This window comes from Rhodococcus pseudokoreensis, assembly GCF_017068395.1.
Lineage (GTDB): Bacteria > Actinomycetota > Actinomycetes > Mycobacteriales > Mycobacteriaceae > Rhodococcus_F > Rhodococcus_F pseudokoreensis.
The window spans coordinates 7,872,541-7,895,742 of record NZ_CP070619.1 but is presented as its reverse complement, the minus strand read 5'-3'; the positions used below and the strand labels follow the sequence as shown (position 1 = coordinate 7,895,742).

General features: G+C 67.5%; 22 protein-coding genes and 1 tRNA gene. 12 read left to right on the top strand and 11 right to left on the bottom strand.

Going from position 1 to position 23,202, the window contains the following annotated elements; all coding sequences use genetic code 11:
* Positions 1–54: 54 nt before the first annotated feature.
* Complete coding sequence (locus JWS13_RS41340) at positions 55–573, top strand: ribonuclease FAU-1 family protein (protein WP_087556335.1); 519 nt, start codon at positions 55–57, stop codon at positions 571–573.
* Position 574: 1 nt separating this feature from the next.
* Here JWS13_RS41340 and coaE read toward each other — a convergent pair whose 3' ends face one another.
* On the bottom strand, positions 575–1,789 hold the full coding sequence (gene coaE, locus JWS13_RS41335; protein ID WP_206010904.1) for a dephospho-CoA kinase: 1,215 nt from the start codon (positions 1,787–1,789) through the stop codon (positions 575–577).
* 169 nt (positions 1,790–1,958) lie between these two features.
* On the opposite strand from coaE, the gene JWS13_RS41330 reads away from it, so the two are divergent.
* Positions 1,959–2,177 carry a hypothetical protein gene (locus JWS13_RS41330; RefSeq protein WP_124394353.1) on the top strand — a complete coding sequence of 73 codons (219 nt, stop codon included), beginning with the start codon at positions 1,959–1,961 and terminating at the stop codon, positions 2,175–2,177.
* 152 nt (positions 2,178–2,329) lie between these two features.
* Here the strand turns inward: JWS13_RS41330 and rpsA are convergent, their stop codons facing one another.
* Positions 2,330–3,814, bottom strand: a complete 1,485-nt coding sequence (gene rpsA / locus JWS13_RS41325; protein WP_012687956.1) for a 30S ribosomal protein S1 — start codon at positions 3,812–3,814, stop codon at positions 2,330–2,332.
* Between the two features lie 249 nt (positions 3,815–4,063).
* Between rpsA and JWS13_RS41320 the strand changes: the two genes are divergently transcribed.
* Positions 4,064–4,945 carry a class I SAM-dependent methyltransferase gene (locus tag JWS13_RS41320; RefSeq protein ID WP_206010903.1) on the top strand — a complete coding sequence of 294 codons (882 nt, stop codon included), beginning with the start codon at positions 4,064–4,066 and terminating at the stop codon, positions 4,943–4,945.
* A 50-nt stretch (positions 4,946–4,995) separates the two neighbouring features.
* On the opposite strand, the gene JWS13_RS41315 is transcribed toward JWS13_RS41320, so the two are convergent.
* The 4 genes from JWS13_RS41315 to JWS13_RS41300 all read right to left on the bottom strand — a co-directional run bounded on the left by JWS13_RS41315 (position 4,996) and on the right by JWS13_RS41300 (position 8,932).
* Complete coding sequence (locus JWS13_RS41315; RefSeq protein WP_275957315.1) at positions 4,996–5,757, bottom strand: amino acid ABC transporter ATP-binding protein; 762 nt, start codon at positions 5,755–5,757, stop codon at positions 4,996–4,998.
* Positions 5,754–6,737 carry an amino acid ABC transporter permease gene (locus tag JWS13_RS41310; protein WP_124394382.1) on the bottom strand — a complete coding sequence of 328 codons (984 nt, stop codon included), beginning with the start codon at positions 6,735–6,737 and terminating at the stop codon, positions 5,754–5,756. The genes JWS13_RS41315 and JWS13_RS41310 overlap by 4 nt, the downstream gene beginning before the upstream one ends.
* Before the next feature lie 20 nt (positions 6,738–6,757).
* Positions 6,758–7,687 carry an ABC transporter substrate-binding protein gene (locus JWS13_RS41305; protein WP_420855037.1) on the bottom strand — a complete coding sequence of 310 codons (930 nt, stop codon included), beginning with the start codon at positions 7,685–7,687 and terminating at the stop codon, positions 6,758–6,760.
* 147 nt (positions 7,688–7,834) lie between these two features.
* Entirely contained in the window at positions 7,835–8,932 is a 1,098-nt protein-coding gene (locus JWS13_RS41300) for an isocitrate/isopropylmalate dehydrogenase family protein (protein WP_206010902.1), read from the bottom strand.
* 19 nt (positions 8,933–8,951) lie between these two features.
* Between JWS13_RS41300 and JWS13_RS41295 the strand changes: the two genes are divergently transcribed.
* Positions 8,952–9,473: a 2'-5' RNA ligase family protein gene (locus JWS13_RS41295; RefSeq protein WP_124394349.1), complete on the top strand. Its 522-nt coding sequence runs from the start codon at positions 8,952–8,954 to the stop codon at positions 9,471–9,473.
* Here the strand turns inward: JWS13_RS41295 and JWS13_RS41290 are convergent, their stop codons facing one another.
* Positions 9,474–10,379 carry a DMT family transporter gene (locus JWS13_RS41290; protein WP_206010901.1) on the bottom strand — a complete coding sequence of 302 codons (906 nt, stop codon included), beginning with the start codon at positions 10,377–10,379 and terminating at the stop codon, positions 9,474–9,476.
* Between the two features lie 194 nt (positions 10,380–10,573).
* On the opposite strand from JWS13_RS41290, the gene JWS13_RS41285 reads away from it, so the two are divergent.
* Both JWS13_RS41285 and trxA read left to right on the top strand, forming a co-directional pair.
* The gene (locus tag JWS13_RS41285; protein WP_206010900.1) at positions 10,574–11,572 is read left to right on the top strand and encodes a helix-turn-helix domain-containing protein; all 999 of its coding nucleotides are present in this window, start codon (positions 10,574–10,576) and stop codon (positions 11,570–11,572) included.
* 70 nt (positions 11,573–11,642) lie between these two features.
* Positions 11,643–12,011: a thioredoxin gene (trxA, locus tag JWS13_RS41280; protein WP_005247443.1), complete on the top strand. Its 369-nt coding sequence runs from the start codon at positions 11,643–11,645 to the stop codon at positions 12,009–12,011.
* A 41-nt stretch (positions 12,012–12,052) separates the two neighbouring features.
* Here the strand turns inward: trxA and polA are convergent, their stop codons facing one another.
* The gene (gene polA / locus JWS13_RS41275; protein ID WP_206010899.1) at positions 12,053–14,797 is read right to left on the bottom strand and encodes a DNA polymerase I; all 2,745 of its coding nucleotides are present in this window, start codon (positions 14,795–14,797) and stop codon (positions 12,053–12,055) included.
* Between the two features lie 225 nt (positions 14,798–15,022).
* Between polA and JWS13_RS41270 the strand changes: the two genes are divergently transcribed.
* The 4 genes from JWS13_RS41270 to JWS13_RS41255 are packed head-to-tail and all read left to right on the top strand — an operon-like array spanning position 15,023 to position 19,187.
* Entirely contained in the window at positions 15,023–16,390 is a 1,368-nt protein-coding gene (locus tag JWS13_RS41270) for a branched-chain amino acid ABC transporter permease (RefSeq protein ID WP_124394345.1), read from the top strand.
* Between the two features lie 4 nt (positions 16,391–16,394).
* Positions 16,395–17,384: a branched-chain amino acid ABC transporter permease gene (locus tag JWS13_RS41265; RefSeq protein ID WP_124394344.1), complete on the top strand. Its 990-nt coding sequence runs from the start codon at positions 16,395–16,397 to the stop codon at positions 17,382–17,384.
* The gene (locus JWS13_RS41260) at positions 17,377–18,396 is read left to right on the top strand and encodes an ABC transporter ATP-binding protein (protein ID WP_206010898.1); all 1,020 of its coding nucleotides are present in this window, start codon (positions 17,377–17,379) and stop codon (positions 18,394–18,396) included. Before JWS13_RS41265 ends, JWS13_RS41260 begins: the two co-directional genes overlap by 8 nt.
* Complete coding sequence (locus JWS13_RS41255) at positions 18,393–19,187, top strand: ABC transporter ATP-binding protein (protein ID WP_124394342.1); 795 nt, start codon at positions 18,393–18,395, stop codon at positions 19,185–19,187. Before JWS13_RS41260 ends, JWS13_RS41255 begins: the two co-directional genes overlap by 4 nt.
* A 69-nt stretch (positions 19,188–19,256) precedes the next feature.
* On the opposite strand, the gene JWS13_RS41250 is transcribed toward JWS13_RS41255, so the two are convergent.
* Positions 19,257–20,579: an ABC transporter substrate-binding protein gene (locus JWS13_RS41250; RefSeq protein ID WP_124394341.1), complete on the bottom strand. Its 1,323-nt coding sequence runs from the start codon at positions 20,577–20,579 to the stop codon at positions 19,257–19,259.
* Positions 20,580–20,745: 166 nt separating this feature from the next.
* Complete coding sequence (locus tag JWS13_RS41245; protein WP_206010897.1) at positions 20,746–21,306, bottom strand: TetR/AcrR family transcriptional regulator; 561 nt, start codon at positions 21,304–21,306, stop codon at positions 20,746–20,748.
* Between the two features lie 107 nt (positions 21,307–21,413).
* Between JWS13_RS41245 and JWS13_RS41240 the strand changes: the two genes are divergently transcribed.
* Positions 21,414–22,253 carry an oxidoreductase gene (locus JWS13_RS41240; protein WP_206010896.1) on the top strand — a complete coding sequence of 280 codons (840 nt, stop codon included), beginning with the start codon at positions 21,414–21,416 and terminating at the stop codon, positions 22,251–22,253.
* 54 nt (positions 22,254–22,307) lie between these two features.
* On the opposite strand, the gene JWS13_RS41235 is transcribed toward JWS13_RS41240, so the two are convergent.
* Positions 22,308–22,937, bottom strand: a complete 630-nt coding sequence (locus JWS13_RS41235) for an ANTAR domain-containing response regulator (protein WP_206010895.1) — start codon at positions 22,935–22,937, stop codon at positions 22,308–22,310.
* A gap of 100 nt (positions 22,938–23,037) precedes the next feature.
* Here JWS13_RS41235 and JWS13_RS41230 point away from each other — a divergent pair.
* Positions 23,038–23,111 (top strand) — tRNA-Leu (locus JWS13_RS41230).
* Positions 23,112–23,202 lie beyond the last annotated feature (91 nt).

The window sequence follows — 23,202 nt, the reverse complement described above, 5'->3', positions numbered from 1 at the left end:
ACAAACTTCCCGGGCGATCTCCGTCGGCTGAAAAATCCCGGTAGGTTCCCTGCCATGGCAGGCGCGACGCACGACATCCACCCACCGAAGGTCGAATACTTCGACCTCCGCGATCACACCAACACCGACCCCAAGGGTTTCGTCCGTCACGTCGACCACTACCGCGTCGAACCATGGGGGCTGTACATGGCGCGCACCGCCGACCACCGGCAGTTCCACTACCTGGAGTCGTGGCTGCTCCCCGACCTGGGTCTGCGCGCGTCGATCTTCCATTACCACCCGTACCACCAGCGCGATCAGGACCACTACGTCGACATCGGCACGTTCACGCGCGGTGAGAACGTATGGAAGTCGGAGGACCACTACCTGGATCTGGTCATCCGCACCGGTCGAGACACCGAACTCCTCGACGTCGACGAACTGATGGAGGCGCACCGCGCCGGCCTGCTCGACGCGGCGACGGCCGAGCAGGCGATCCTCACCGCCACCACGGCGATCGACGGAATCGCCGCACACGGCCACGACCTCGGCGGCTGGCTGGCCTCGATCGGCATGCCGATCGACTGGCGGTGACCTACGCGGTCCAGCCGGCCTGCTCGGCCCACTCCCACGCCCGGTGATACGCGCGGTCGAACCACGGGGTCTTCGCGTCGACGTAGGCGGTGATCGCGTCCTGATAGTCGGTGTGACCGGCCGCCTTCTCCGCCGCGGCCTCCTTGACCGCGAGGTACTCGGCGCGGGCGTCGGTGTCGGCGCGGAGCCAGTCCCGGAACACGAGTGCGAACTGCTGTCCCGGCCACCCGTCGACCCGAAGGTGGATGTTCACGGGCCGCCCCGGATCGGCGCCGCCGTGGATCCGCTTGCCCCACAGCGCCGGATCGGTCTCGCCGCCCTGGTAGGACGGCTTCGGGTCGTCGGCGGTGATGTGCTCGATGCGGGGGAACCCGGCGCCGGCGAGTGATTCTGCGAGTTCGTCCGCGGTGTCGAGGCTCGCGACCGTCACCTGGACGTCGATGACGTCCTTGGCAGGCAACCCCTCCACGGCCGTCGACCCGATGTGGTCGATCCGGACGGCGCGGTCGCCGCACGCCAGGCGCAACCGGGCGATCAACCGGTCCGCCTGGGCAGGCCACTGCGGATTCGGCGCGGCGAGTACGGGCCGCACCCGGACGACGGTCCGCGTGCGGATGTTCGACTCGAAGGGTACGAGACGCTCCGCCCACAGTGCCCGGATCTCCGGCTCGAGCGCGCCCGCGGCACGGCTGTTGTCGAGCCGGACGTCGGCCGCAGCCCGCCGCTGATCGTCGTCCGCCTGGGCGGCGATCCGCGCCCGCGCGTCGGTCTCGGGCATCCCCCGCGATCCGACAAGCCGCTGCACCCGCTCCTCGGCGTCGACGAACACGACGACGACCAGATGGAACGCGGCACCCATTCCGCCCTCGACCAGCAGCGGAATGTCCTGGACGAGCACCGCGTCCTCCGGCGCCGACTCGATGGTCTCCGCGGTGCGCGCCCCGACGAGCGGGTGGACGATGGAATTCAGCGCCAGCCGCGACTCCTCGTCGGCGAAGGCACGCGCTGCCAGGGCGGGCCGGTCGAGCGCGCCGTCCGCCGTCAGAATCTCCTCGCCGAACCGGTCGACGAGGGCAGCGAGGCCGGGCGTACCGGGTTCGACGACCTCCCGCGCGATCAGATCGGCGTCGACGATCACCGCCCCGAGTTCGGCGAGGACCTTCGACACGGTGGACTTACCGGCTCCTATGCCTCCAGTGAGGCCGATTCTCAACACGCCCCCCAGTGTTGCACCCGCCCCGAAGCGACGACGCACGTCCCTCGCAGATCACCACCCTCTTCCCGCTCAGCAGACTCACCTGCCCCAAATACCACAGAAGTCCGACACGTTCGGTTATGTTCGAGCGAACGCACCGACCTGCACCTTCTCGAAGAAGAGGAACGCCATGCGCGATCACCGCAACCAGTTCGGTCGGCACCGCCTCGGCATTGCAGGCGGGGTGCATTGCATCGAGATTCCCGAGGTCGCCTCCGCGCTCGCCGAGCATCGCCGGACCTGGCTCACCGCGCTCATCAGCCAGGGCAGGCACAGCTTCGCGACAATGCGCAAGCGCGCCGAGGTGCAGTCCTCGCCCGGTTACTGGATTCCCGCAACCGCGAACTGAGCGCCCCCACACGCTGTGGCCCGACCTCCGAAGAGGTTGGGCCACAGTCGTATTCAGCACCTCTGCCCGCGGAAGTCCAGAAACGACGAAACCCCGCCCCTGCAGTGCAGGAGCGGGGATTTCGACTGTGCCTGACGAGTCAGGCGGACTTGCTAGGCGTTGCCCGACAGCTTCTCGCGCAGAGCGGCGAGCTGTGCGTCGCTGGCCAGCGATCCACCGGCAGACTCGGACGACGAGGAGCTGGAGGACGAAGCGGCGTCGGCGTCGCCGGCACCCGACTCGGAGGAGTAGCCGGCAGCAGCGGTGGCAGCCTCGGCGGCCTCGTCTGCAGCGGTCTTCTCCATCTGAGCGGTGTGCATCTTGTGACGACGCTCAGCCTCGGCGTAGCGGTTCTCCCACTCTTCACGCTGCTTGTCGAAGCCCTCGAGCCATTCGTTGGTCTCGGGATCGAAGCCCTCGGGGAAGATGTAGTTGCCCTGCTCGTCGTAGCTGTCCGCCATGCCGTACTTGGACGGATCGAACTCGGCGTTGTAGTCCTCGTTGGCCTGCTTCAGCGACAGCGAGATGCGACGACGTTCGAGGTCGATGTCGATGACCTTGACGAGTGCATCGTCGTTGACGCCGACAACCTGGTCCGGGACCTCCACGTGGCGCTCGGCCAGCTCGGAGATGTGGACGAGGCCTTCGATTCCCTCTTCGACGCGCACGAAGGCACCGAACGGAACCAGCTTCGTGACCTTGCCGGGCACGATCTGGCCGATGGCGTGCGTGCGGGCGAACTGACGCCACGGGTCTTCCTGGGTGGCCTTGAGCGACAGGGAGACGCGCTCGCGGTCCAGGTCGACGTCGAGAACCTCGACGGTGACCTCGGTGCCGACCTCGACAACCTCGGACGGGTGGTCGATGTGCTTCCAGGACAGCTCGGACACGTGCACCAGGCCGTCGACGCCGCCCAGGTCCACGAAGGCACCGAAGTTGACGATGGAGGACACGACGCCCTTGCGGACCTGGCCCTTCTGCAGCTGGTGCAGGAACTCGCTGCGAACCTCGGACTGCGTCTGCTCGAGCCACGCGCGGCGCGAGAGGACGACGTTGTTGCGGTTCTTGTCGAGCTCGATGATCTTGGCCTCGATCTCCTTGCCGACGTACGGCTGCAGATCGCGGACACGGCGCATCTCGACGAGCGAAGCGGGAAGGAAGCCACGCAGGCCGATGTCGAGGATCAGGCCGCCCTTGACGACCTCGATGACGGTGCCCTTGACGGCCTCGTCCTTCTCCTTGAGCTCCTCGATGGTGCCCCAGGCACGCTCGTACTGAGCGCGCTTCTTCGACAGGATCAGTCGGCCTTCCTTGTCCTCTTTGGTGAGGACGAGAGCTTCGACCTCATCGCCCACGGAGACGACCTCGTTGGGGTCGACGTCGTGCTTGATGGAGAGCTCACGGGAAGGGATGACGCCTTCGGTCTTGTAACCGATGTCGAGCAGGACCTCGTCACGATCGACCTTGACGATGGTGCCTTCGACGATGTCGCCATCGTTGAAGTACTTGATCGTTGCGTCGATGGCGGCGAGGAAGTCCTCGGCGGAGCCGATGTCGTTTACGGCTACCTGCGGCGAGGTCACGGTGGTGGAGGGCATGTGTTGAGTTGCTCCGGACGGGTTGTGGTCGGTTGATGGTGTTCTGTCGGACAAGCAACCCGACCCGACGAAAATTCCCGCCGAATCAGATCACCGCAAGCGCAAGGAACGACACCCGACTGGAACCGAACAAACTCGAACTGAACCGAATCCGATGCCGCACACATAGACACTCGCGTGGAATAGGCTACGCGCCCGTGGGCAAGCTGGGCAAACCCGGGTACGTTCCCACGCTCTACTCTGTTGCCCATGCCCGATCCTCGCCCGTCCGATTCTCCCCTGTCCGCGGAAGACGACCGCCACGGCACCGCCAACAGCGTCCTCGGAACGTCGGGGGTGAGCCGCGTCCGCGTCGACTCCGAGTCCAGCGAACGCGCGAGCCGGGCCTGGTGGGACGCCGACGCGGACGACTATCACCGCACGCACGGCGAGTTCCTGGGCGTCGACTCGTCCCGAGGCGAGTTCGTCTGGTGCCCGGAGGGGCTACACGAGGGCGACTACCACCTCCTGGGTGACGTGGCAGGCAAGGACGTCCTCGAGGTGGGCTGCGGTTCCGCACCCTGTGCGCGGTGGCTGGCCGGCCAGGGCGCCCGAGCCGTCGGGCTCGATCTGTCCATGTCGATGCTGACCCGCGGGGCCGAGGCCATGCGGGCGGGCGGCCCGGCCGTGCCGCTCGTGCATGCGGGAGCCGAGCACCTTCCCTTCGCCGACGCGAGCTTCGACATCGCCTGTTCGGCTTTTGGTGCAGTTCCGTTCGTGGCGGACTCACAGCAGGTGATGAGTGAGGTCGCCCGGGTCCTTCGCCCCGGCGGGCTGTGGGTGTTCGCCGTCAACCACCCGATCCGCTGGATCTTCCCCGACGATCCGGGCCCGCGCGGTCTCACCGCATCACTCCCCTACTTCGACCGCACGCCCTACGTCGAGGTCGACGGCGACGGCGTCCCCACCTATGTCGAGCACCACCGGACCATCGGCGACCGGGTCCGCGAGATCGTCGCGGCCGGGCTGGAGGTGCGGGACATCATCGAGCCGGAGTGGCCCGAGTGGCTCGACCGGGAATGGGGGCAGTGGAGCCCGCTGCGGGGACAGATCTTCCCCGGCACCGCCATCTTCAGCTGCCGCAAGCCGTGAGTACTTCTTAACCGCCGGCGGTTAAGAAGTACTCACGGGGCCGAAGGCCACTAGAGCAGTTTCGACAAGAACGCCTTGGTGCGGTCGTGCTGCGGATTGGCCAGCAGCTCGCGGGGATCGCCCGATTCGACGACGACGCCCGCGTCCATGAACACCAGCTGGTCCGCCACCTCGCGGGCGAAACCCATCTCGTGGGTGACGACGACCATCGTCATTCCGCCGGCCGCGAGATCCTTCATCACGGTGAGCACCTCCCCGACCAACTCCGGGTCGAGGGCGGACGTCGGCTCGTCGAACAGCATCAGCTTGGGGTCCATCGCCAGCGCGCGGGCGATGGCGACGCGCTGCTGCTGACCACCCGACAGTTGCGCGGGGTACGCGTCGGCCTTCTCGCTCAGCCCCACCTGGTCGAGGAGATCCCGCGCCCGTTCGAGCGCCTTCTTCTTGCTCAGTTTCTTCACCTGGATGGGCGCCTCGATGATGTTCTCGAGCGCGGTGCGGTGCGGGAAGAGGTTGAAGTGCTGGAAGACCATCCCGATGTCCCGGCGCTGCTTCGCCGCCGCCCGGGGGTGGAGTTCGTAGAGCTTGCCGTTTCGCTCGGAGTACCCGACGATCTCGCCGTCGACGTACAGCCGGCCTGCGTTGACCTGCTCGAGGTGATTGATGCACCGCAGGAACGTCGACTTGCCCGACCCGGACGGCCCGACCAGGCACAGGACCTGGCCGGCGCCGATCTCCAGCGACACACCCTTGAGCACCTTCAGCGCCCCGAAGTTCTTGCAGACCCGGTCCGCCTTGACCATCGGCGTCATTTTCGTTCCCCTCCGGGTGTGTCGGGCAGGGTCTCGGGACCGGGTTCGATCACCAGCGGCTTGCCCTGCGCGTCGGCGAGCGCCTGCAGTTGCCGCGCGGTGAGCTTGCGGGACGCCCCCTTCGAGTAGTACCGCTCCAGGTAGAACTGGCCGATCATGAGCAGGCTCGTGATGGCGAGGTACCAGGTGGCGGCCACCATCAGTAGCGGGATGGGCTGGAAGTTCGCGCCCGAGATGTCTCTGGCACGTCCGTACAACTCCAGGCTGTACGGCACCGCCGTGACCAGCGACGTCGTCTTCAGCATGCTGATCAGCTCGTTGCCGGTGGGCGGGATGATCACCCGCATGGCCTGCGGCAGAACCGTGCGGCGCATGGTCTGCGACCACGTCATGCCGAGCGCCACCGACGCCTCGGACTGCCCCTCGGCGACCGAGTTCACGCCGGCGCGGACGATCTCGGCCATGTACGCGGCCTCGTTGAGTCCCAGCCCGATCACCGCGAACAGGAACGCCGCGTTGATGCCCTGCAGGTCGATGTGCACGAACTGGTGGACGAACGGGATCCCCAGATCCAGCTGCTTGTAGATGGACGGGAACAGTCCCCAGAACACCAACTGCACGTAGACCGGGGTGCCGCGGAAGATCCACAGGTACCCCCACGACGCCGCCTTCAGAACCGGGTTCGGCGACAGCCGCATGACCGCGAGCACGACACCGAGCGCGATGGCGATGACCATCGACAGGATGGTCAGCTGGATGGTGTTCCACGCCGCGGCCGAGATCCGGGCGTCGAACAGATACTGCGCGTAGACGTCCCAGCGGTACGCCTCGTTGGTGCGCGCACCGTTGACGAACAGCGCCAGCAGCAGGCCGACGACGATCGCGGCGATCCACCGGCCGGGCCGCCGCAGCGGGATCGCCTTGATGGGTTCCGGTTCCTGCCCCGTCTCGGTGCCCGTCCGGTCCGGAGCCTTCTCCACGTCAGACACTCGTCAACCGCTCAGCTCGTGGCGCCGTTGATCTGCGACGTGGTGATGACGCCCGCCTCGACACCCCAGTTCTCCGCGATCGTCCGGTAGGTGCCGTCGTCGATGAGGTGCTGCAGCGCCTGCTGCAGGGTCTGTGCGAGCGGCGAGCCCTTCGCGACGGGCCAGCCGTACGGCGCGGCGTCGAAGACCTCGCCCGCGGCCTCGATCTTGCCGTCGCTCTGCTTGATCGCGTACGCGGTGACGGGCGAGTCGGCGGACATCGCGTCGACCTTGCCGAGGGCGACGGCATTGGCCGCGTCGTCCTGGCTGTCGAACTTCACGATGTCGATGGGCGGCTTACCGGCGGCGACGCACGCGGCGCTCTTGGCGGGCACCTCCTCGAGGTCCTCGATGGTGGTCGTCTGCACACCCACCCGGAGGCCGCACGCGTTGGTGGGGTCGACGGACTTCCCGGCGGGCTGCGCCCACTGCACCCCGGCGCTGAAGTAGGTGGTGAAGTCGACCGACTGCTCGCGTTCCTTGGTGTCGGTGAACGACGACATACCCATGTCGTAGCTGCCGGCCTGGATCGACGGGATGATCTTGTCGAAGTCCGCCTCGGTGTACTGCGGTGTCACGCCGAGCACCTTGCCCACGGCGTCCACGAGATCGACGTCGAAGCCGACAATCTTGCCGCTCGGATCCTTGAACTCGTTGGGCGAGTAAGGAATGTTGACGCCGACGATGATCTTGCCGGACGAGGCGATCTTCTCCGGCAGTGTCGCCGCGATGGCATCCACCTTGTCGACTTCCACGGCGACGGTGTCTTCTCCGGACGGCGAGCCGCCGCCCTCGGTGTTGCTGGCGCAGCCGGCGAGCAGCAGAGCACTGCCACCCGCCAGTGCACAGATGGTGCGGGCCATTCGGCCTCGCGCGAAGACGGATCGACCAGACACTGGCATGTCCTCCAAGAATCGTGGTGCACCGAGCGAGCTACGGCGACGGAGAACTCTCGAACTCCGACCAGTCGAACGGTAGGTCACGACACCCGCGACTGCGGACGTCGTTACCCGAACATTAACGGCCTGACCCGGCCCGTGGCGGTGGTTTCAGCGACGCAGTGTCCGGGCGAGGACCGTCTCGGTGAACTCGCTGGTCGACGCGAGTCCACCCAGGTCAGCCGTGGCGACCCCGGAAGCGGTCGTGGCGCGGACCGCGTCGCGGATACGGTGGGCGGCGCCGCCCAGATGCCGGTCGGCGCGCCGGTCCCCGAGCCACTCGAGCATCATCGCCGCCGACAGCATCAGGGCCGTCGGATTGGCCCGGTTGCGGCCCGCGATGTCGGGGGCGGCCCCGTGCGCCGCCTGCGCCATCACCCTGGTCTCGGAAGTGTTGATCGACGGCGCCGTGCCGAGCGAGCCGGACAGCTCGCCCGTCAGGTCCGACAGGATGTCGCCGAACATGTTCTCCGTCACCACGACGTCGAAGTCACGCCCCCTGCGGACGAGGTGCGCGGTCATGGCGTCGACGTGCTCGTCGTCGACCCGCACGTCCGGGTAGTGGCGCTCCCCCACCTCCCGGCAGACGTCGCGGAACAGTCCCGTGGTCATCGCCAGCACGTTGGCCTTGTGCACGATCGTGACGTGGCGACTCCGCGTACGCGCCAGCGCGAATGCGGTGTGCGCGATGCGCTCACACGCCCGCCTCGTCACGACGCCGACGGCCAGCGCCACGTCCGGAGTCGGCATGAACTCGCCGCTGCCGGCGAACATGTTCCGATCCGCATACAGGCCTTCGGTGTTCTCCCGGACGATGACGAGGTCCATGTCCGGCACCGTCGAGGCGACGCCCTCGAGCGAGCGCGCGGGGCGGATGTTGGCGAACAGGTCGAAACGCTTGCGCACCACCCCGCCCGGGGTCAGCCTGCCGCGGAACGGCTCCGGGTAGGCGGCGCTGTCGTGCGGACCGAGGATCCAGGCGTCGAGTTCGTCCAGCGCGGAGAGTGTGGAGTCGGGGATCGGCGTCCCGTGCGACTCGATGGCACCGAGGCCGAGGGGCAGTTCCACCCAGTCGACGTCACCGCCTCCCGCCGCGGTCACCGCGGCCGAGACCACCCGCTGAGTCGCCGGAACGATCTCGTGGCCGATGCCGTCGCCGAGGAGCACCCCGATCCGGTTGCCGGAAATGTTTGCCGTAGCACCGCTCATGAGGCCATCATTGCCTACCATGGTCCAGTCGGTGGAACTGCTGTTCGACGAAGCGACCGACGTTGCCGTGCGCGCCGAGTGGCAACGCCTGTGGGATGCGGGGATGCCCAGCCGCACCCGGGTTCGCGCCGAATCGAATCGACCCCACATCACCCTGTTCGTGGCACGCCACATCCCACCCGAGATCGACGAACTGCTGGGCCGCCGGATCGCGACGCCCTCGTTCCACATCCGGCTGGGCGGGCTCGTGATGTTCGGCGGCAGGCACGTCACGCTGTCCCGGCTGGTGGTGCCGTCGAAGGCCCTGCTGTCTCTGCACCGCAGCGTGTTCGATCTGGCGGAGCACGCCACGGAGGTCACGCCGCACATCCGCCCCGGCGAGTGGACGCCGCACGTGACCCTCGCACGGCGGCTCCCGGCGGATCAGATCGCGGAGGCCGCGCGGCTGCTCGACGGCGGCGACATCGTCGGCCGGGCGTCGGTGGTGCGCCGGTGGGACGGGGAGGCCAAACGCGAGTGGGTGGTCACGGCACCCCCGTGATCACGGCGTCCGCGCGGCGATCGTCGCGGCGGCCCGACGCGAAGACCGTTGGGTGACGACGATTCCCGCGATCACCGCCAGCGCCCCGACCGGCTGGTTCCAGGAGATGTGCTCGTCGAGTGCGACCGCGCCGAGCACGACGCCGACCACCGGCGTCAGGTAGGTGACGGTGGACGCCGCGGTGGGTCCCCAGCCACGCACGACGTTCGTGTTCCACACGAATGCCAGTCCCGTGCCGAACGCCCCGAGCCCGATCATCGACGCGACGATCGCGGGGGTCAGGTGCATCGGCGTGCTCGCGACCCACGGGGTCGCGAGAACCATGACGGCTGCGGCGATGGACACCTGCATGAACGCGATCGTCGGGGTACCGACGCCGCGCGGGAGGATGAACCGCCTCAGGTAGACCAGCGCCACGCCGTACGACGCGGTGGCGCCGAGGCACGCGAGCTGGGCGGGGACACTGCCGAGAATCCCCGACTGCCACGGCGCCAGCACCACGACGACACCCGTGAATCCGAGCAGGAGGCCGAACAGCTTTGCGTCCGTGAGCTTCTCCCCCGGCAGAAACGCCAGGGCCACCGACATCGTCATCAGCGGTGTGGTCGCGTTGTAGATGCTGGCAAGGCCCGAACTGATGCTCTGCTCGGCCCAGCTGAACAGCAGCCACGGCAGCAGGCACTGCGCGAAAGCCAGCACCGACAGGTGCGCCCAGGTCGCCGCTTCGCGCGGCAACCGCGTCCGGGTGATTCCGAGGACGGCACCGAGGGTCACCGCCCCGAACACGAGTCGCCACAGCACGACCTGGGTGAAGGACAGGCCTTCGAGGCCGACCTTGATGAAGAGGAAACTCGCACCCCAGGCGAGCGCCGTGCTCGCGTACTGGACCGCCAGATTCCCTCTCAAAACCGGAAGTCTCCGTGCTGGATGACTTCGTTGTGCGTGTCGGGCGTGCGGCCGGCGAGCGCCAGCGCAGCGAGCGCCAGGAACACGAGGAGTACCACGACCAGGATTGTCATGCCTTCAGCCTGGTTCCCTCGACCGCCGAGCAAAAGTGGCAGAAACGACATAGTTGATCGTTTTCCTGCCATACTGGGTTCGTGCTGAAAAAGGTCGTCGTGCCATTGATGCCGCTCACCGAGGCGTTCGAACTCGGCGTCGCCTGCGAGGTGTTCGGTTTCGACCGTTCCGACGACGGCCTGCCCACCTACGACTTCTCCCTCGTCGCCGGCTCACCGGAACCCATCCGCACCCGATTCGGATACGGCATCGACGTCCCGTACGACCTCGACCGGCTCGACGACGCCGACCTCATCGTCGTTCCCGCGGGCGGCACCTACGCCGAGGAGGACGGCTCCTACCTGTGCGCGAAGGAGCCCGCCTCGCACATGGATCCGCTCCTCGGCAAACTCCGGGCGGCGGTGGACCGCGGCGCCAAGGTCGCCAGCCTCTGCAGCGGCGCGTTCGTGCTCGGCGCCGCCGGACTGCTGGACGGACGCAAGTGCACCACCCACTGGCGGCACGCCCGGCGGCTCGCCGAACTCCACCCGGCGGCCACCGTCGATCCCAACGTCCTCTACGTCGACGACGATCCCGTCCTGACCAGCGCGGGCACCGCCGCCGGCATCGACCTGTGCCTGCACATCGTGCGCAAGGAACAGGGCAGCAAGGTGGCCAACGTGATCGCCCGGCGCATGGTCGTCCCGCCGCACCGCGACGGCGGCCAGGCGCAGTACGTGGCGATGCCGCTGCCGTCGACAACGATCGACACGCTCGGGCCGCTGCTCGACTGGATGACCGAGCACCTCGCCCTGGACCTCACGGTGACCGCGGTGGCCGCCAAGGCCAACATGTCGCCGCGGACGTTCGCGCGACGCTTCCAGGCCGAGACCGGGACCACGCCGGCACGCTGGCTCAGCGACCAGCGGGTGCTGGCCGCACAGCACCTGCTCGAGAACTCGGATCTTTCGGTCGATGTAATCGCCGAACGCGTCGGCTTCGGCGGTGGCGCGGTGCTACGGCAGCATTTCCTGCGGCTACGCCACACCACCCCGCAGGCGTACCGCCGCACGTTCCGGGACACGGAGCGCACCGGCTGAGGAACCGGCAGGGAAGAATCGACGGCGACGCAGCGTTGCACAGGCAGACCCACCGATCGAAAGGACCCTCGTGGCCACCAAGACTCTGACTCAGCAGAACTTCGACGAGACCGTGACCGGCAACGACGTCGTTCTGGTCGACTTCTGGGCATCGTGGTGCGGACCGTGCCGCTCCTTCGCCCCCACGTTCGAGGCCTCGTCGGAGCAGCACCCGGACGTCGTGCACGCCAAGGTCGACACCGAGGCGGAGCAGGGCATCGCCGCCGCCGCGAACATCCGCTCGATCCCGACGATCATGGCGTTCCGCGAGGGTGTGCTGGTGTTCAGCCAGCCGGGTGCGCTGCCGCCTGCGGCGCTCGAGGATCTGGTCACGCAGGTCAAAGCCCTCGACATGGACGAGGTGCGCAAGCAGATCGCCGAGCAGGCCCCCGCCGAATAGGGCGAGGGCCCCGGCCGAACAGTGTGACGGACCGCCGCCGCCTAGTGTGCGGCGGCGTCCCAACTGCGGCCGGTGCCGACGGACACGTCGAGCGGCACCGACAGTTCGATGGCGGAGGCCATCTTGTCGCGGACCAGTTGTTCCACCCGGTCCCGTTCCGCCTCGACGACCTCGAGCACCAGTTCGTCGTGCACCTGCAGCAGCATGCGCGACTTCAATCCCGCCTCACGCAGTGAGCGCTGCACGTCGATCATCGCGACCTTGATGATGTCGGCGGCCGTGCCCTGGATGGGGGCGTTGAGCGCGGCGCGCTCGGCGACCTCCCGCCGCTGCCGGTTGTCGCTGGTGAGGTCGGGCAGGTAGCGGCGGCGCCCGTACAGCGTCGACGTGTAGCCGTCCTTGCGGGCCTGTTCCACGACCTCGTGCAGGTAGTCCCGCACTCCGCCGAACCGGGCGAAGTACGCCTCCATCTGCGATTTGGCCTCTTCGGTCGAGATCTTGAGCTGCGTTGCCAGACCGAACGCGCTGAGCCCGTACGCCAGCCCGTACGACATCGCCTTCACGCGGCGGCGCAGTTCGGGGGTGACCTCCTCGATCGGCACGCCGAACGCCCGGGCACCGACGAAGCTGTGCAGGTCCTCGCCGGTGTTGAACGCCTCGATCAGCCCCTCGTCGCCGGACACGTGCGCCATGATCCGCATCTCGATTTGGCTGTAGTCGGCGGTGAGCAGCGAGTCGAAGCCCTCCCCGACGACGAACCCGTCGCGGATCTGACGGCCCGCGTCCGTGCGCACCGGGATGTTCTGCAGGTTGGGCTCGGTGGACGACAGCCGGCCGGTGGCGGCGACGGTCTGGTTGAACGTCGTGTGGATCCGCCCGTCGTCGGCGACCGTCTTCAGCAGACCGTCGACGGTCACCTTCAGGCGCGTCGCGTCGCGGTGCGCGAGAAGGTGCTCGAGGAACGGGTGCGACGTCTTCTCGAACAGGTTCTGCAGCGCCTCGGCGTCCGTGGTGTAGCCGGTCTTCGTCTTCTTCGTCTTGGGCATCTCCAGCTCGTCGAACAGCACGACCTGCAGCTGCTTGGGCGACCCGAGGTTGATCTGCTTGCCGATGACCCCGTAGGCCGCCTCCGCCGCCGCGGACACCTCCGCCGCGAACCGGCTCTGCAGGTCGTGCAGGTGGTCGCCGTCGACCGCGATACCGGACGCCTCGATGTCGGCCAGCACCGCCAGCAGCGGCAACTCCATCTCGGACAGCAGGGCCGTCGACTCGATGTTCTCGAGTTCCGTGTCGAGCGCGGCCGCGAGGTCGAGGACGGCGCGGGCACTGAGGATCTCGGTCTCGGCGGCTTCGGCGTCGACCTGATCGGCGTCGTCGAGCAGCGACAGCTGCTCCTGCCCCGTCTCCTCCACCCGCAGTTCCCTGTGCAGGTAGCGCAGCGACAGGTCGTCGAGGTTGAACGTCCGCTGCCCGGGGCGCACCAGGTACGCCGCGAGCGCGGTGTCGCTGGTGAGACCGCCGAGTGCCCAGCCGCGTCCGCGCAGCGCGTGCATCGCCCACTTGGCCTCGTGCAGAGCCTTCGGCTGATCGGCGTCCGCGAGCCAGTCGCCGAGCGCCTTCTCGTCTTCCGGGGTGGCGGACGCGGTGGCGATGTACGCGCCCTCGCCATCGGCGGCCGCGATCGCGATCGCCGTCACGTCGCCGCCGTACGGGGTGCGGGTGCCGACCACCGACACACCGGACCGCTCGCCCGTCGACGCGTGCGCCGACAGCCAGTCTGCGACCGCACCCGGTTCGAGCGCACTGCCGCGCACCTCGAAGCCCTCCTCCGCCTCGGCTTCGACGGGGGCGAGCGTGGCGAACAGCCGGTCGCGCAGCACCTTGAACTCGAGGTCGTCGAACAGCGCGTGGATCTTCTCCCGATCCCACTGCACGAGCATCAGCTGATCCGGGGTGTAGGGCAGCGGGACGTCGCGCACCATCTCGGTGAGCTCCCGGTTGAGCAGCACGTTCGGCAGGTTCTCCCGCAGCGCGTCACCGACCTTGCCGCGAACCTTGTCGACGTTGTCGACCAGGCCGACGAGATCCCCGTATTCCTTGATCCACTTGGTGGCGGTCTTCTCCCCCACACCCGGGATGCCCGGCAGGTTGTCGCTCGGGTCGCCGCGCAGGGCCGCGAAGTCGGGGTACTGAGCAGGTGTGAGCCCGTACTTCTCCTCGACCGCCGCAGGCGTGAACCGGGTGAGGTCCGAGACGCCCTTCTTCGGGTAGAGCACCGTCACCCCGTCGGTGACCAGCTGGAGCGAGTCCCGGTCGCCGGTCACCACGAGGACGCGGTACCCGAGCACCTCCGCCTGGGTGGTGAGCGTGGCGATGATGTCGTCGGCCTCGAAGCCCTCCTCCGCCATCACCGGGATGCCGAGGGCCCCGAGGACGTCCTTCGTGATCTCGACCTGCCCCTTGAACTCGTCCGGGGCCTTGCTGCGATTGGCCTTGTACTCGGGGAACTTCTCGGCCCGGAACGTCTGCCGGGACACGTCGAACGCCGCCGCCACATGGGTGGGCTGTTCGTCGCGCAGCAGGTTGATCAACATCGACGTGAACCCGTAGACGGCGTTGGTGACCTGACCACTGTGTGTCTTGAAGTTCTCGGCGGGCAGGGCGTAGAACGCACGGAAGGCCAGCGAATGGCCGTCGAGCAGCATCAGGGTGGGGCGATCGTCGGACGGCGCGACTGCGCCGGACGCGGGGGACGTGGTGGACCGGGGGGTGGTTGCAGGGCTCACGGTTGCCCAGTCTAGGGAGCGGATACGACACCGATCAGCCGGATGGTTCGATACCCAACCGAAACGTGCCGGAAATCCGAGAACCCCATTTCGCGCGACCGGAGCCGTTAGAGTCCGGAAATTGCGGCACGGGCGGTAGCCCTGCCCGTCGCCGCACGTTCCTGACCGACTACACGTCCCCGGAGGACCTGCGTGGCCCCAACCGTGAGGAAGCGACTCCCAGCAGTGAGGACGCGACCGACATCCGCGAGGAAACACACGAGACGAGGTCCGGTCACCCGGCAACTCGGCCGTGCGTTCGTCCTCGTCCTACTCGGCCTCGTCGCGGCGATCGCCTTCGGCGGTCCCGCGGCGGCGCAGGAACCCACGCCGCCCCCACCGACCACGAGCAGTGCGCAACCGGCGCCGCCGGCAAACGCGGTGCGGGTCAGCGGCAATCTCAACAACGCAGGCGAACGGCTCGCGGACGTCGACGTGCGCGCCCTCGACGCCTCGGGCACCGAGGTGGCGAAGGCGACGTCGGAGTCCAACGGCCGCTGGGAACTCCAGCTCGCGCCCGGCACGTACACGTTCGAGATCGTCGCGGACTCCCTTCCCGACGACGTCAGCGTGCAGGGCACGGTGGAGCGTGAAGTGGTGGCCGGTCGCACCAACACGGTGATCTTCTCGTTCGGCGAGGCCCGAACCGGTTCCGCGGTCCCGTTCTACGAGAAAGTGATTCGCCAGACCATCGACGGACTCCGGTTCGGTCTCGTCATCGCCATCGCCGGTGTCGGGCTGAGCCTGATCTACGGCACCACCGGCCTGACGAACTTCGCGCACGGCGAACTCGTCACCCTCGGCGCGGTCGCAGCGTGGGTGATCAACGTGACGTTCGGTGTGCAGCTGATCCCGGCCACCATCCTCGCGGTGTTCGTGGGGATCCTGATCGGCCTGCTCAACAACGCCGCGATCTGGAAACCGCTGCGAAAACGCAAGACCGGTCTGATCGCCCAGCTGGTGGTGTCGATCGGACTCGCGATCTCCCTGCGCTACCTGATCCTGATCTTCTTCTCCGATCGCGCGGAGCCGTTCGTCGACTACCAGGCGCAGGTGGAACGGCACTGGGGGCCCATCGCGATCACCGACGCCAACCTCGTGTGCATCGCGATCAGTCTCGTCGTCCTCGTCGGAGTTGCCCTGCTGCTGCAGAAGACGCGCATCGGCAAGGCCATGCGCGCCGTCTCCGACAACCGCGACCTGGCCGCGTCCTCCGGCATCGACGTCGAACGGGTGATCCGCTTCGTGTGGGGGCTCGGCGGCGGCCTCGCCGCGCTCGGCGGCGTCCTGTTCGGCATCTCCGAACTCGGCGGCCGCGTGCAGTGGGAGATGGGTTTCAAACTCCTGCTGCTGATGTTCGCCGGCATCACGCTCGGCGGACTCGGCACCGCCTACGGCGCGCTGCTCGGCTGCGTGATCGTCGGTCTGCTCGTCCAGCTGTCGACGCTGGTGATCAACCCCGACCTCAAGTACATCGGAGGACTGCTCATCTTGATCGTCATCCTGGTCGTCCGGCCTCAGGGCATTCTCGGCAGCCGGCAAAGGATCGGGTGAGGGCATGGACATCACAGGAGCACTCCAGGTCTCGCTCGCCCAGCTGATCGGCCCGTCCGCGATCTTCTACGCGCTGCTGGCGATCGGCCTCAACCTGCACTTCGGTTACGCCGGGCTGCTGAACTTCGGTCAGATCGGTTTCGCACTCCTCGGCGGCTACGGCGTCGGGATCATGACCGTCACCTACCAGCAGCCCCTGTGGGTCGGCATCCTCGTCGGTCTCGCCGCCGCCGGGTTGCTGGCCGTCGTCCTCGGTATCCCGACGCTGCGGTTGCGGGCCGACTACCTCGCCATCGTCACGATCGCCGCGTCCGAGATCCTGCGGCTGATATTCCGCTCCACCGCTTCGGATTCGATCACCGGATCCACCAACGGCCTGTTCGGCTTCGCCGATCCGTTCACCACGCTCAGCCCGTTCGACTCCGGCAAGCAGTACAACTTCCTCGGCGTGAAGTTCTACGGCGACGACCTGTGGTCGATGGTCGTCGGCTGGACTCTCGTCCTGGTGCTGTGCGGATTCGTGTACCTCCTCACGCACAGCCCGTGGGGCCGCGTCCTCAAGGCCGTCCGCGAGGACGAGGACGCCGCGCGCGCCCTCGGCAAGAACGTCTTCGTCTACAAGATGCAGGCGCTGGTCCTCGGCGGCATGATCGGCGGGCTCGGCGGTGTGTTCAACGCACTGCAGACCAAGTCGATCAACCCCGACTTCTACTCCACCGCCCAGACGTTCTTCGCGTTCGGCGCCCTCATCCTCGGCGGCGCGGCCACCGTCTTCGGACCGGTGGTCGGAGCGATGCTGTTCTGGTTCCTGCTGGCCATCCCGGACGCACTGCTGCGTCAGGCCATCTCCGGCCCGGAGCCGCTGCTGCCGCTGACGGAACAGCAGGTCGGGGCCATGCGGTTCGTCTTGCTCGGCATCATGATCGCAGTGCTGATGGTCTTCCGGCCGCAGGGCATACTGGGCAACAAGCGGGAGGTGCAGCTCAATGCCTGACCACAGACTGCCGGATCATCTGCAGACCGATACCGTGCTCACCGCCGAGGAACGGGCCTCGATCTTCACCGACGTCCCGCACTCCCCCGGCGCACCCAAACCCGACCCGATCCTCCTCGTCGACAACGTGTCCCGGACGTTCGGCGGGCTCAAGGCCGTCGACGTGGCGCATCTGGAGATCCAGCGCGGCTGCATCACCGGACTGATCGGTCCGAACGGGGCGGGCAAGACCACCTTGTTCAACCTGCTCACCGGTTTCGACCGGCCGGACAGCGGCACGTGGTCGATGGACGGCCAGTCCCTCGGCCGGATGTATCCGCACCAGGTGGCCCGCCGCGGCGTCGTCCGCACGTTCCAGCTGACGAAGGCGTTGTCGAAGCTGACGGTGCTCGACAACGTGCGACTCGGCGCCACCGGGCAACGCGGCGAGCGGATCTTCAACACGCTGCTGCCGTGGACGTGGAAGGCGCAGGAACGCGCCGTCACCGAACGGGCGAACGAACTGCTCGCGCGGTTCAAACTCGACACCAAGTCCGACGATCTCGCCGGTTCGCTGTCCGGCGGTCAGCGCAAGCTGCTCGAGATGGCGCGGGCGCTGATGACCGAGCCGACCGTCGTGATGCTCGACGAGCCGATGGCCGGCGTGAACCCGGCGCTCACCCAGAGTCTGCTGGGCCACATCAAATCGCTTCGGGACGAGGGGATGACCGTCGTGTTCGTCGAACACGACATGGACGTCATCCGCGACATCAGCGACTGGGTGGTGGTCATGGCGCAGGGCAGTGTGATCGCCGAATCCACCCCGGAACACCTCTCGTCCAACACCGCGGTGGTCGACGCGTACCTCGGCAGCCACCACGATCAGGCACTCGAATTCGACGAAGACGGGAATCCGGTGGGCGCGACGGCCGCTCTGGCCGAGGCACTCGAGAGCGCCGAGGCCGAAACCCTCGAGACCGGCGGCGACCTCTCCGAACCCGACATCACCGACCTGAGGCGTGAGAACCCATGACCGAACCGACCCCAGCAGAATTCGCGGCCACACCCGAGGAGCACGCCCGGCTCGCCGAGGGTGCCCTCGTCCGCGCGGACGGTGTGGTGGCCGGCTACATCCCCGGCGTCAACATCCTCCGCGAATGCAATTTCTTCCTGCGCGAGGGTGAGATCGTCGGCATCATCGGCCCCAACGGCGCCGGAAAGTCGACGCTCCTGAAGTCGTTGTTCGGGTTGATCCCGGTGCGTGAGGGCTCGGTGACCCTGCGCGGTGAGGACATCACGTCCAAACCCGCCCACGTCCTCGTTCAGAAGGGCGTCGGCTACGTCCCGCAGACGCAGAACGTCTTTCCCTCGCTCACCATCGAGGAAAACCTCGAGATGGGGATGTATCTGCGCCCCAAACTCTTCGCGGAGAGGTTCGCGGTCGTCGGCGACCTGTTCCCGCTGCTCGTCGAGCGGAAGAAGGTGAAGGCGGGCGCCCTGTCCGGCGGTGAGCGGCAGATGGTCGCCATGGGCCGGGCGCTGATGATGGATCCGTCCGTGCTGCTGCTCGACGAGCCGTCCGCCGGCCTCTCCCCGATGTTCCAGGACGAGGTGTTCATCCGCTGCAAGAGGATCAACGCGGCGGGTGTCTCGGTGATCATGGTGGAACAGAACGCCCGGCGGTGCCTGCAGATCTGCGACCGCGGCTACGTCCTCGATCAGGGGCGCAACGCCTACACCGACTCGGGACCCAACCTGATGCACGACCCGAAGGTGATCGAGTTGTACCTCGGCACGCTCGCGGGCAGCCAGGAGAAGAAGTAGTCCGAGCGGTTCCGGACACGACTGTGGGCCAGGTTTCCCTGGCCCACAGTTCGTTTCAGAGCAGTGCGATCACCCGCCGACGACGATGTACCCGTCCGTCGTCAGCTTGTTGTCGGCACCGAACTTCAGCTTGCCGTACGAACCGATGGACGGCTCGCCTGCGGCGGCGAAGTCGAGCTTGCCGGTGATGCCGTTGTAATCGATGTCCGTTCCGGCCTGCACGAGCGGCAGGCATTCCTGGTACGACGTGCACGGCGTGCCGCCCTCGGTGACGTTGTTGATGTTCGCGGCGATGTCGCGGCCCGCCGTCGACTTCCCCGCTTCCGCCGCGAGCGCGGAAATGACGACAGCGTCATAGGACTCACCGGCGTAGTTGAAGTCGATCAACCCCGGGTTGATGGCCTTGAGGCGATCCTGGAATGCCGGGCCGACGTCGGTGAGCGGTGTGGTGCCCTGCATCCCGTCGAGCAGCGGCGCCGCCACCGACTCGCCGAGTGCGTTACCCATGTTGCCGTCCACGCCGTAGACCTTCATGCCGTCGGACGGGCCGATGCCGACCTCGTGCATACGGGTGATGATCTTGGCCGACTCCTCGAATCCGACCACCGCGACGGCGTCCGGGGCGAAGTCCTTGACCTGGTCGACCTCAGAGTTGAACGACTGCGCGTTGGGGTCGTAGATGATCTTCTGGATCTGGTCCTCGGGGATGCCCGCGTCGACGAGGTTCTTCTGGATGTTGTCGGCGAGCCCGGTGCCGTACGGGTCGTTCAGGGCCAGGATGGACACGCGCTGACCGCCGTCGTCCGAGATGAGTTGCGACACAGCCTGAGCCTGCAGCACGTCGGTGGGGGCGGTGCGGAAGTACTGCCCCTTGTCCGGGTAGCAGACGAACTGGTCGGACGTGTTGGCCGGCGAGAACATCACGACGCCGGCGCTGGACACCTTGTCGATGACCTTCAGCGACACCGACGACGACGCCGCACCGATGATCACCTGGGTGCCCGCGGCCAGTTCCCGGTCCACGGTGGTGTTCGCGGTGTCGGTGGTGGTGTCGCCCGAGTCGCCGGGAATCAGCTGGACGGGCTGGCCGAGAACCCCGCCTGCAGCGTTGACGTCATTGACGCCGAGCTGGGTGCCCGCCACCATCGGCGGTCCGAGGAAGGAGAGGCTCCCCGTGTCGGGGAGCAGGGTGCCGATCTTCAGCGGCGCCGTGGACGGGGCACCGGCTGCCGCCGCTTTTTCGGGGGTGCAGTCGGTGGAAACAGTGGTGGCCGAGGCAGAGCTGCCACTCCCGCTCGCGGAGTCGTCGCCACTGTCCGAACTACAACCTGCCAGTGCGAGAGATGCCGCGCCGAGAACCGCGGCCGCCCGCACGAGGGTCCGTTTAGCCATCCAAACTCTCCTTAGATCACCTGTGTACGGGCGCCACCCGAGTTGGCGTCCGCTGTGGGATCAGACGCTAGCGGTCCGGCGGCTTTCGCGATCGGTCCGGAAAGGCTCGTGACCTTACTGTGATCTGAATACGACGAGTGTTTACGCGGCCGTAGCGTGGCGGGCGTCAGGCGCCGACGAGAAGGCGCACGGACTCGACCACCACCTGACGCCGGCGGGCCCGGTCCGCGGGCGCCGACGCGCCGAGTTCCGGGGTCTGCGTGTGCCAGGACATCGCGACGGACCGGACGACGGCGAGCAACTCCACCGGCGCGAATCGGGTTGGCAGCACACCACTTTTCTGCGCCCGCTCGATGTCGGCGAGCTTCGACCGGTTGGACGCGACCACCACCTGGAGCGGCTCACCGTCGGGCCGCTCCAGTTGGTACCAGGTGGCGAGCCGCAGCGTCGCCGGGTTGTCCTCGTACAGGTCGAACGAGCGTCCCGCGTAGCCGGGGAGGTCGGTGGCGTCGAAGCGCACCTGCTCGGTGAACGCCACCACGTGGGCGGCGAAGACGGCGTCGAACAGTTGCCCCTTGTCACCGAAGTACGCGTAGATCATCGACTTGTTCGCCTTCGCGGCGCGGGCGATGCGGTCGACCCGCGCCCCGGCGATACCGAATTCGGCGAACTCGGCCGCCGCCGCGTCGAGTAGTCGTTTCTTCGTTGCCTCTGCATCACGGACCATGCGCCCACACTATCAACTAACCAGTTGGTTGACAGCTTCGCCGCGCGGGTGTTTCATGGGTCCGTAAGTATCCAACCAGTCAGTTGCAAGCAGAAACGGGACCTCCCATGACCAAGACCTGGCTCATCACCGGTAGTTCACGCGGTTTCGGCCGGGAACTCGCGACCGCGGTCCTGCGCGGTGGCGACAACGTCGTCGCCACCGCCCGCAAGCCCGAACAGCTGGCCGACCTACTCGACGCGTGCGGCGACCGGATTCGGACCGTCGCCCTCGACGTCACCGACGCCGCGGCCGCCCGCACGGCCGTTGCGACCGCGGTCGCCGAATTCGGCGGCCTCGACGTCGTGGTGAACAACGCCGGCTACGCCAACAGCGTCCCGATCGAGGAGATGACCGACGACGACTTCCGGCAGCAGGTCGACGCCAACTTCTTCGGCGTCGTCAACGTCACCCGGGCCGCACTGCCGATCCTGCGCGAGCAGCGCAGCGGCTGCTTCGTGCAGTTCTCCTCCGTCGGGGGCCGCGTCGGCGGCACACCCGGGCTGAGCGCATACCAGGCCGCGAAGTTCGCCGTCGAGGGGTTCTCCGAAGTGCTGGCGGCCGAGGTGAGACCGTTCGGGGTGAAGGTGCTCATCGTGGAACCCGGGGCGTTTCGCACCGACTGGCAGGGCTCGTCGATGCGGCGCAGTTCCGTCGGACCCGACTACGAGGCGACGGTCGGCGCGATGAACCGCTACCGGGAGGACTCCGACGGCACCCAGCCGGGAGATCCGGCGCGGGCCGCTCGGATCATCATGGATGTGGTTGCCGCCGAGGACGCCCCACTGCGCCTGCTGCTCGGGGCCGGCGCCGTCGAGATGGCCGAGAAGTCGTCCCGCGAACGCGCCGCCGAGGCCCTCGCGTGGGCCGACGTCAGCCGCTCCGCGGACTTCTCCGCCGGCGGCTGACTTCCTTGAGGTGAAAGACGCGAAAACGTTCCGGCTGCCGCCGATCTCGCGGGGTCAGATCGTGGGGGCTTCGCCGCCGAGGGTCTCGAGCACCACCTGCGCGACCGCCTTCATCGTCGATCGGCGGTCCATCGCGGCCCGCTGGATCCACTTGAACGCTTCGGGCTCGGTCAAGGACTGCTTGTCCATCAGCACGCCCTTGGCCCGCTCGACGATCTTGCGGGTCTCCAGCCGCTCGGACAGATCGGAGATCTCCCGCTCGAGCGCGGTCACCTCCTTGAACCGGCTGGCGGCCAACTCGACCGCGGGCACCAGGTCTGCCGAGGAGAACGGCTTGACGAGATAGGCCATCGCCCCGGCGTCGCGGGCCCGCTCCACCAGCTCGCGCTGACTGAACGCTGTGAGAATGACCACGGGCGCAATACGTTTCGCCGCGATCTCCGAGGCCGCATCGATCCCGTCGCGGCGGGGCATCTTCACGTCCATGATCACGAGGTCGGGTTTCAGCTCCACCGCCAGGTCGACGGCGGCCTGCCCGTCCCCCGCCTCACCGACCACGTCGTAGCCCTCTTCCCGCAGCATCTCGACCAGATCGAGCCTGATCAGCGCCTCGTCCTCGGCCACCACGACCCGTCGCGGCTGCGACGGCACACCTTGCTGCTGGGGAGCATTCATGGCCACCATTCTCCTCTGCTCGGACGACCCCGGCGCGGGGAGCGAACGTTAGAAGGGTACCGGTGGTTGACTCCCGACGGCGATCTTCTACAGTGGTACAGCGCAACACGCCCTCGTATCCCAATTGGCAGAGGAAACGGATTCAAAACCCGTCCAGTGTGAGTTCGAGTCTCACCGAGGGCACTGCGAAGAGCCAGGTAGCTGGCCCTTCAACTTCGACCGAGCGAAATGAACGTGACCACCCGTGATCACGTATTGATTGAAGTCCGGATTT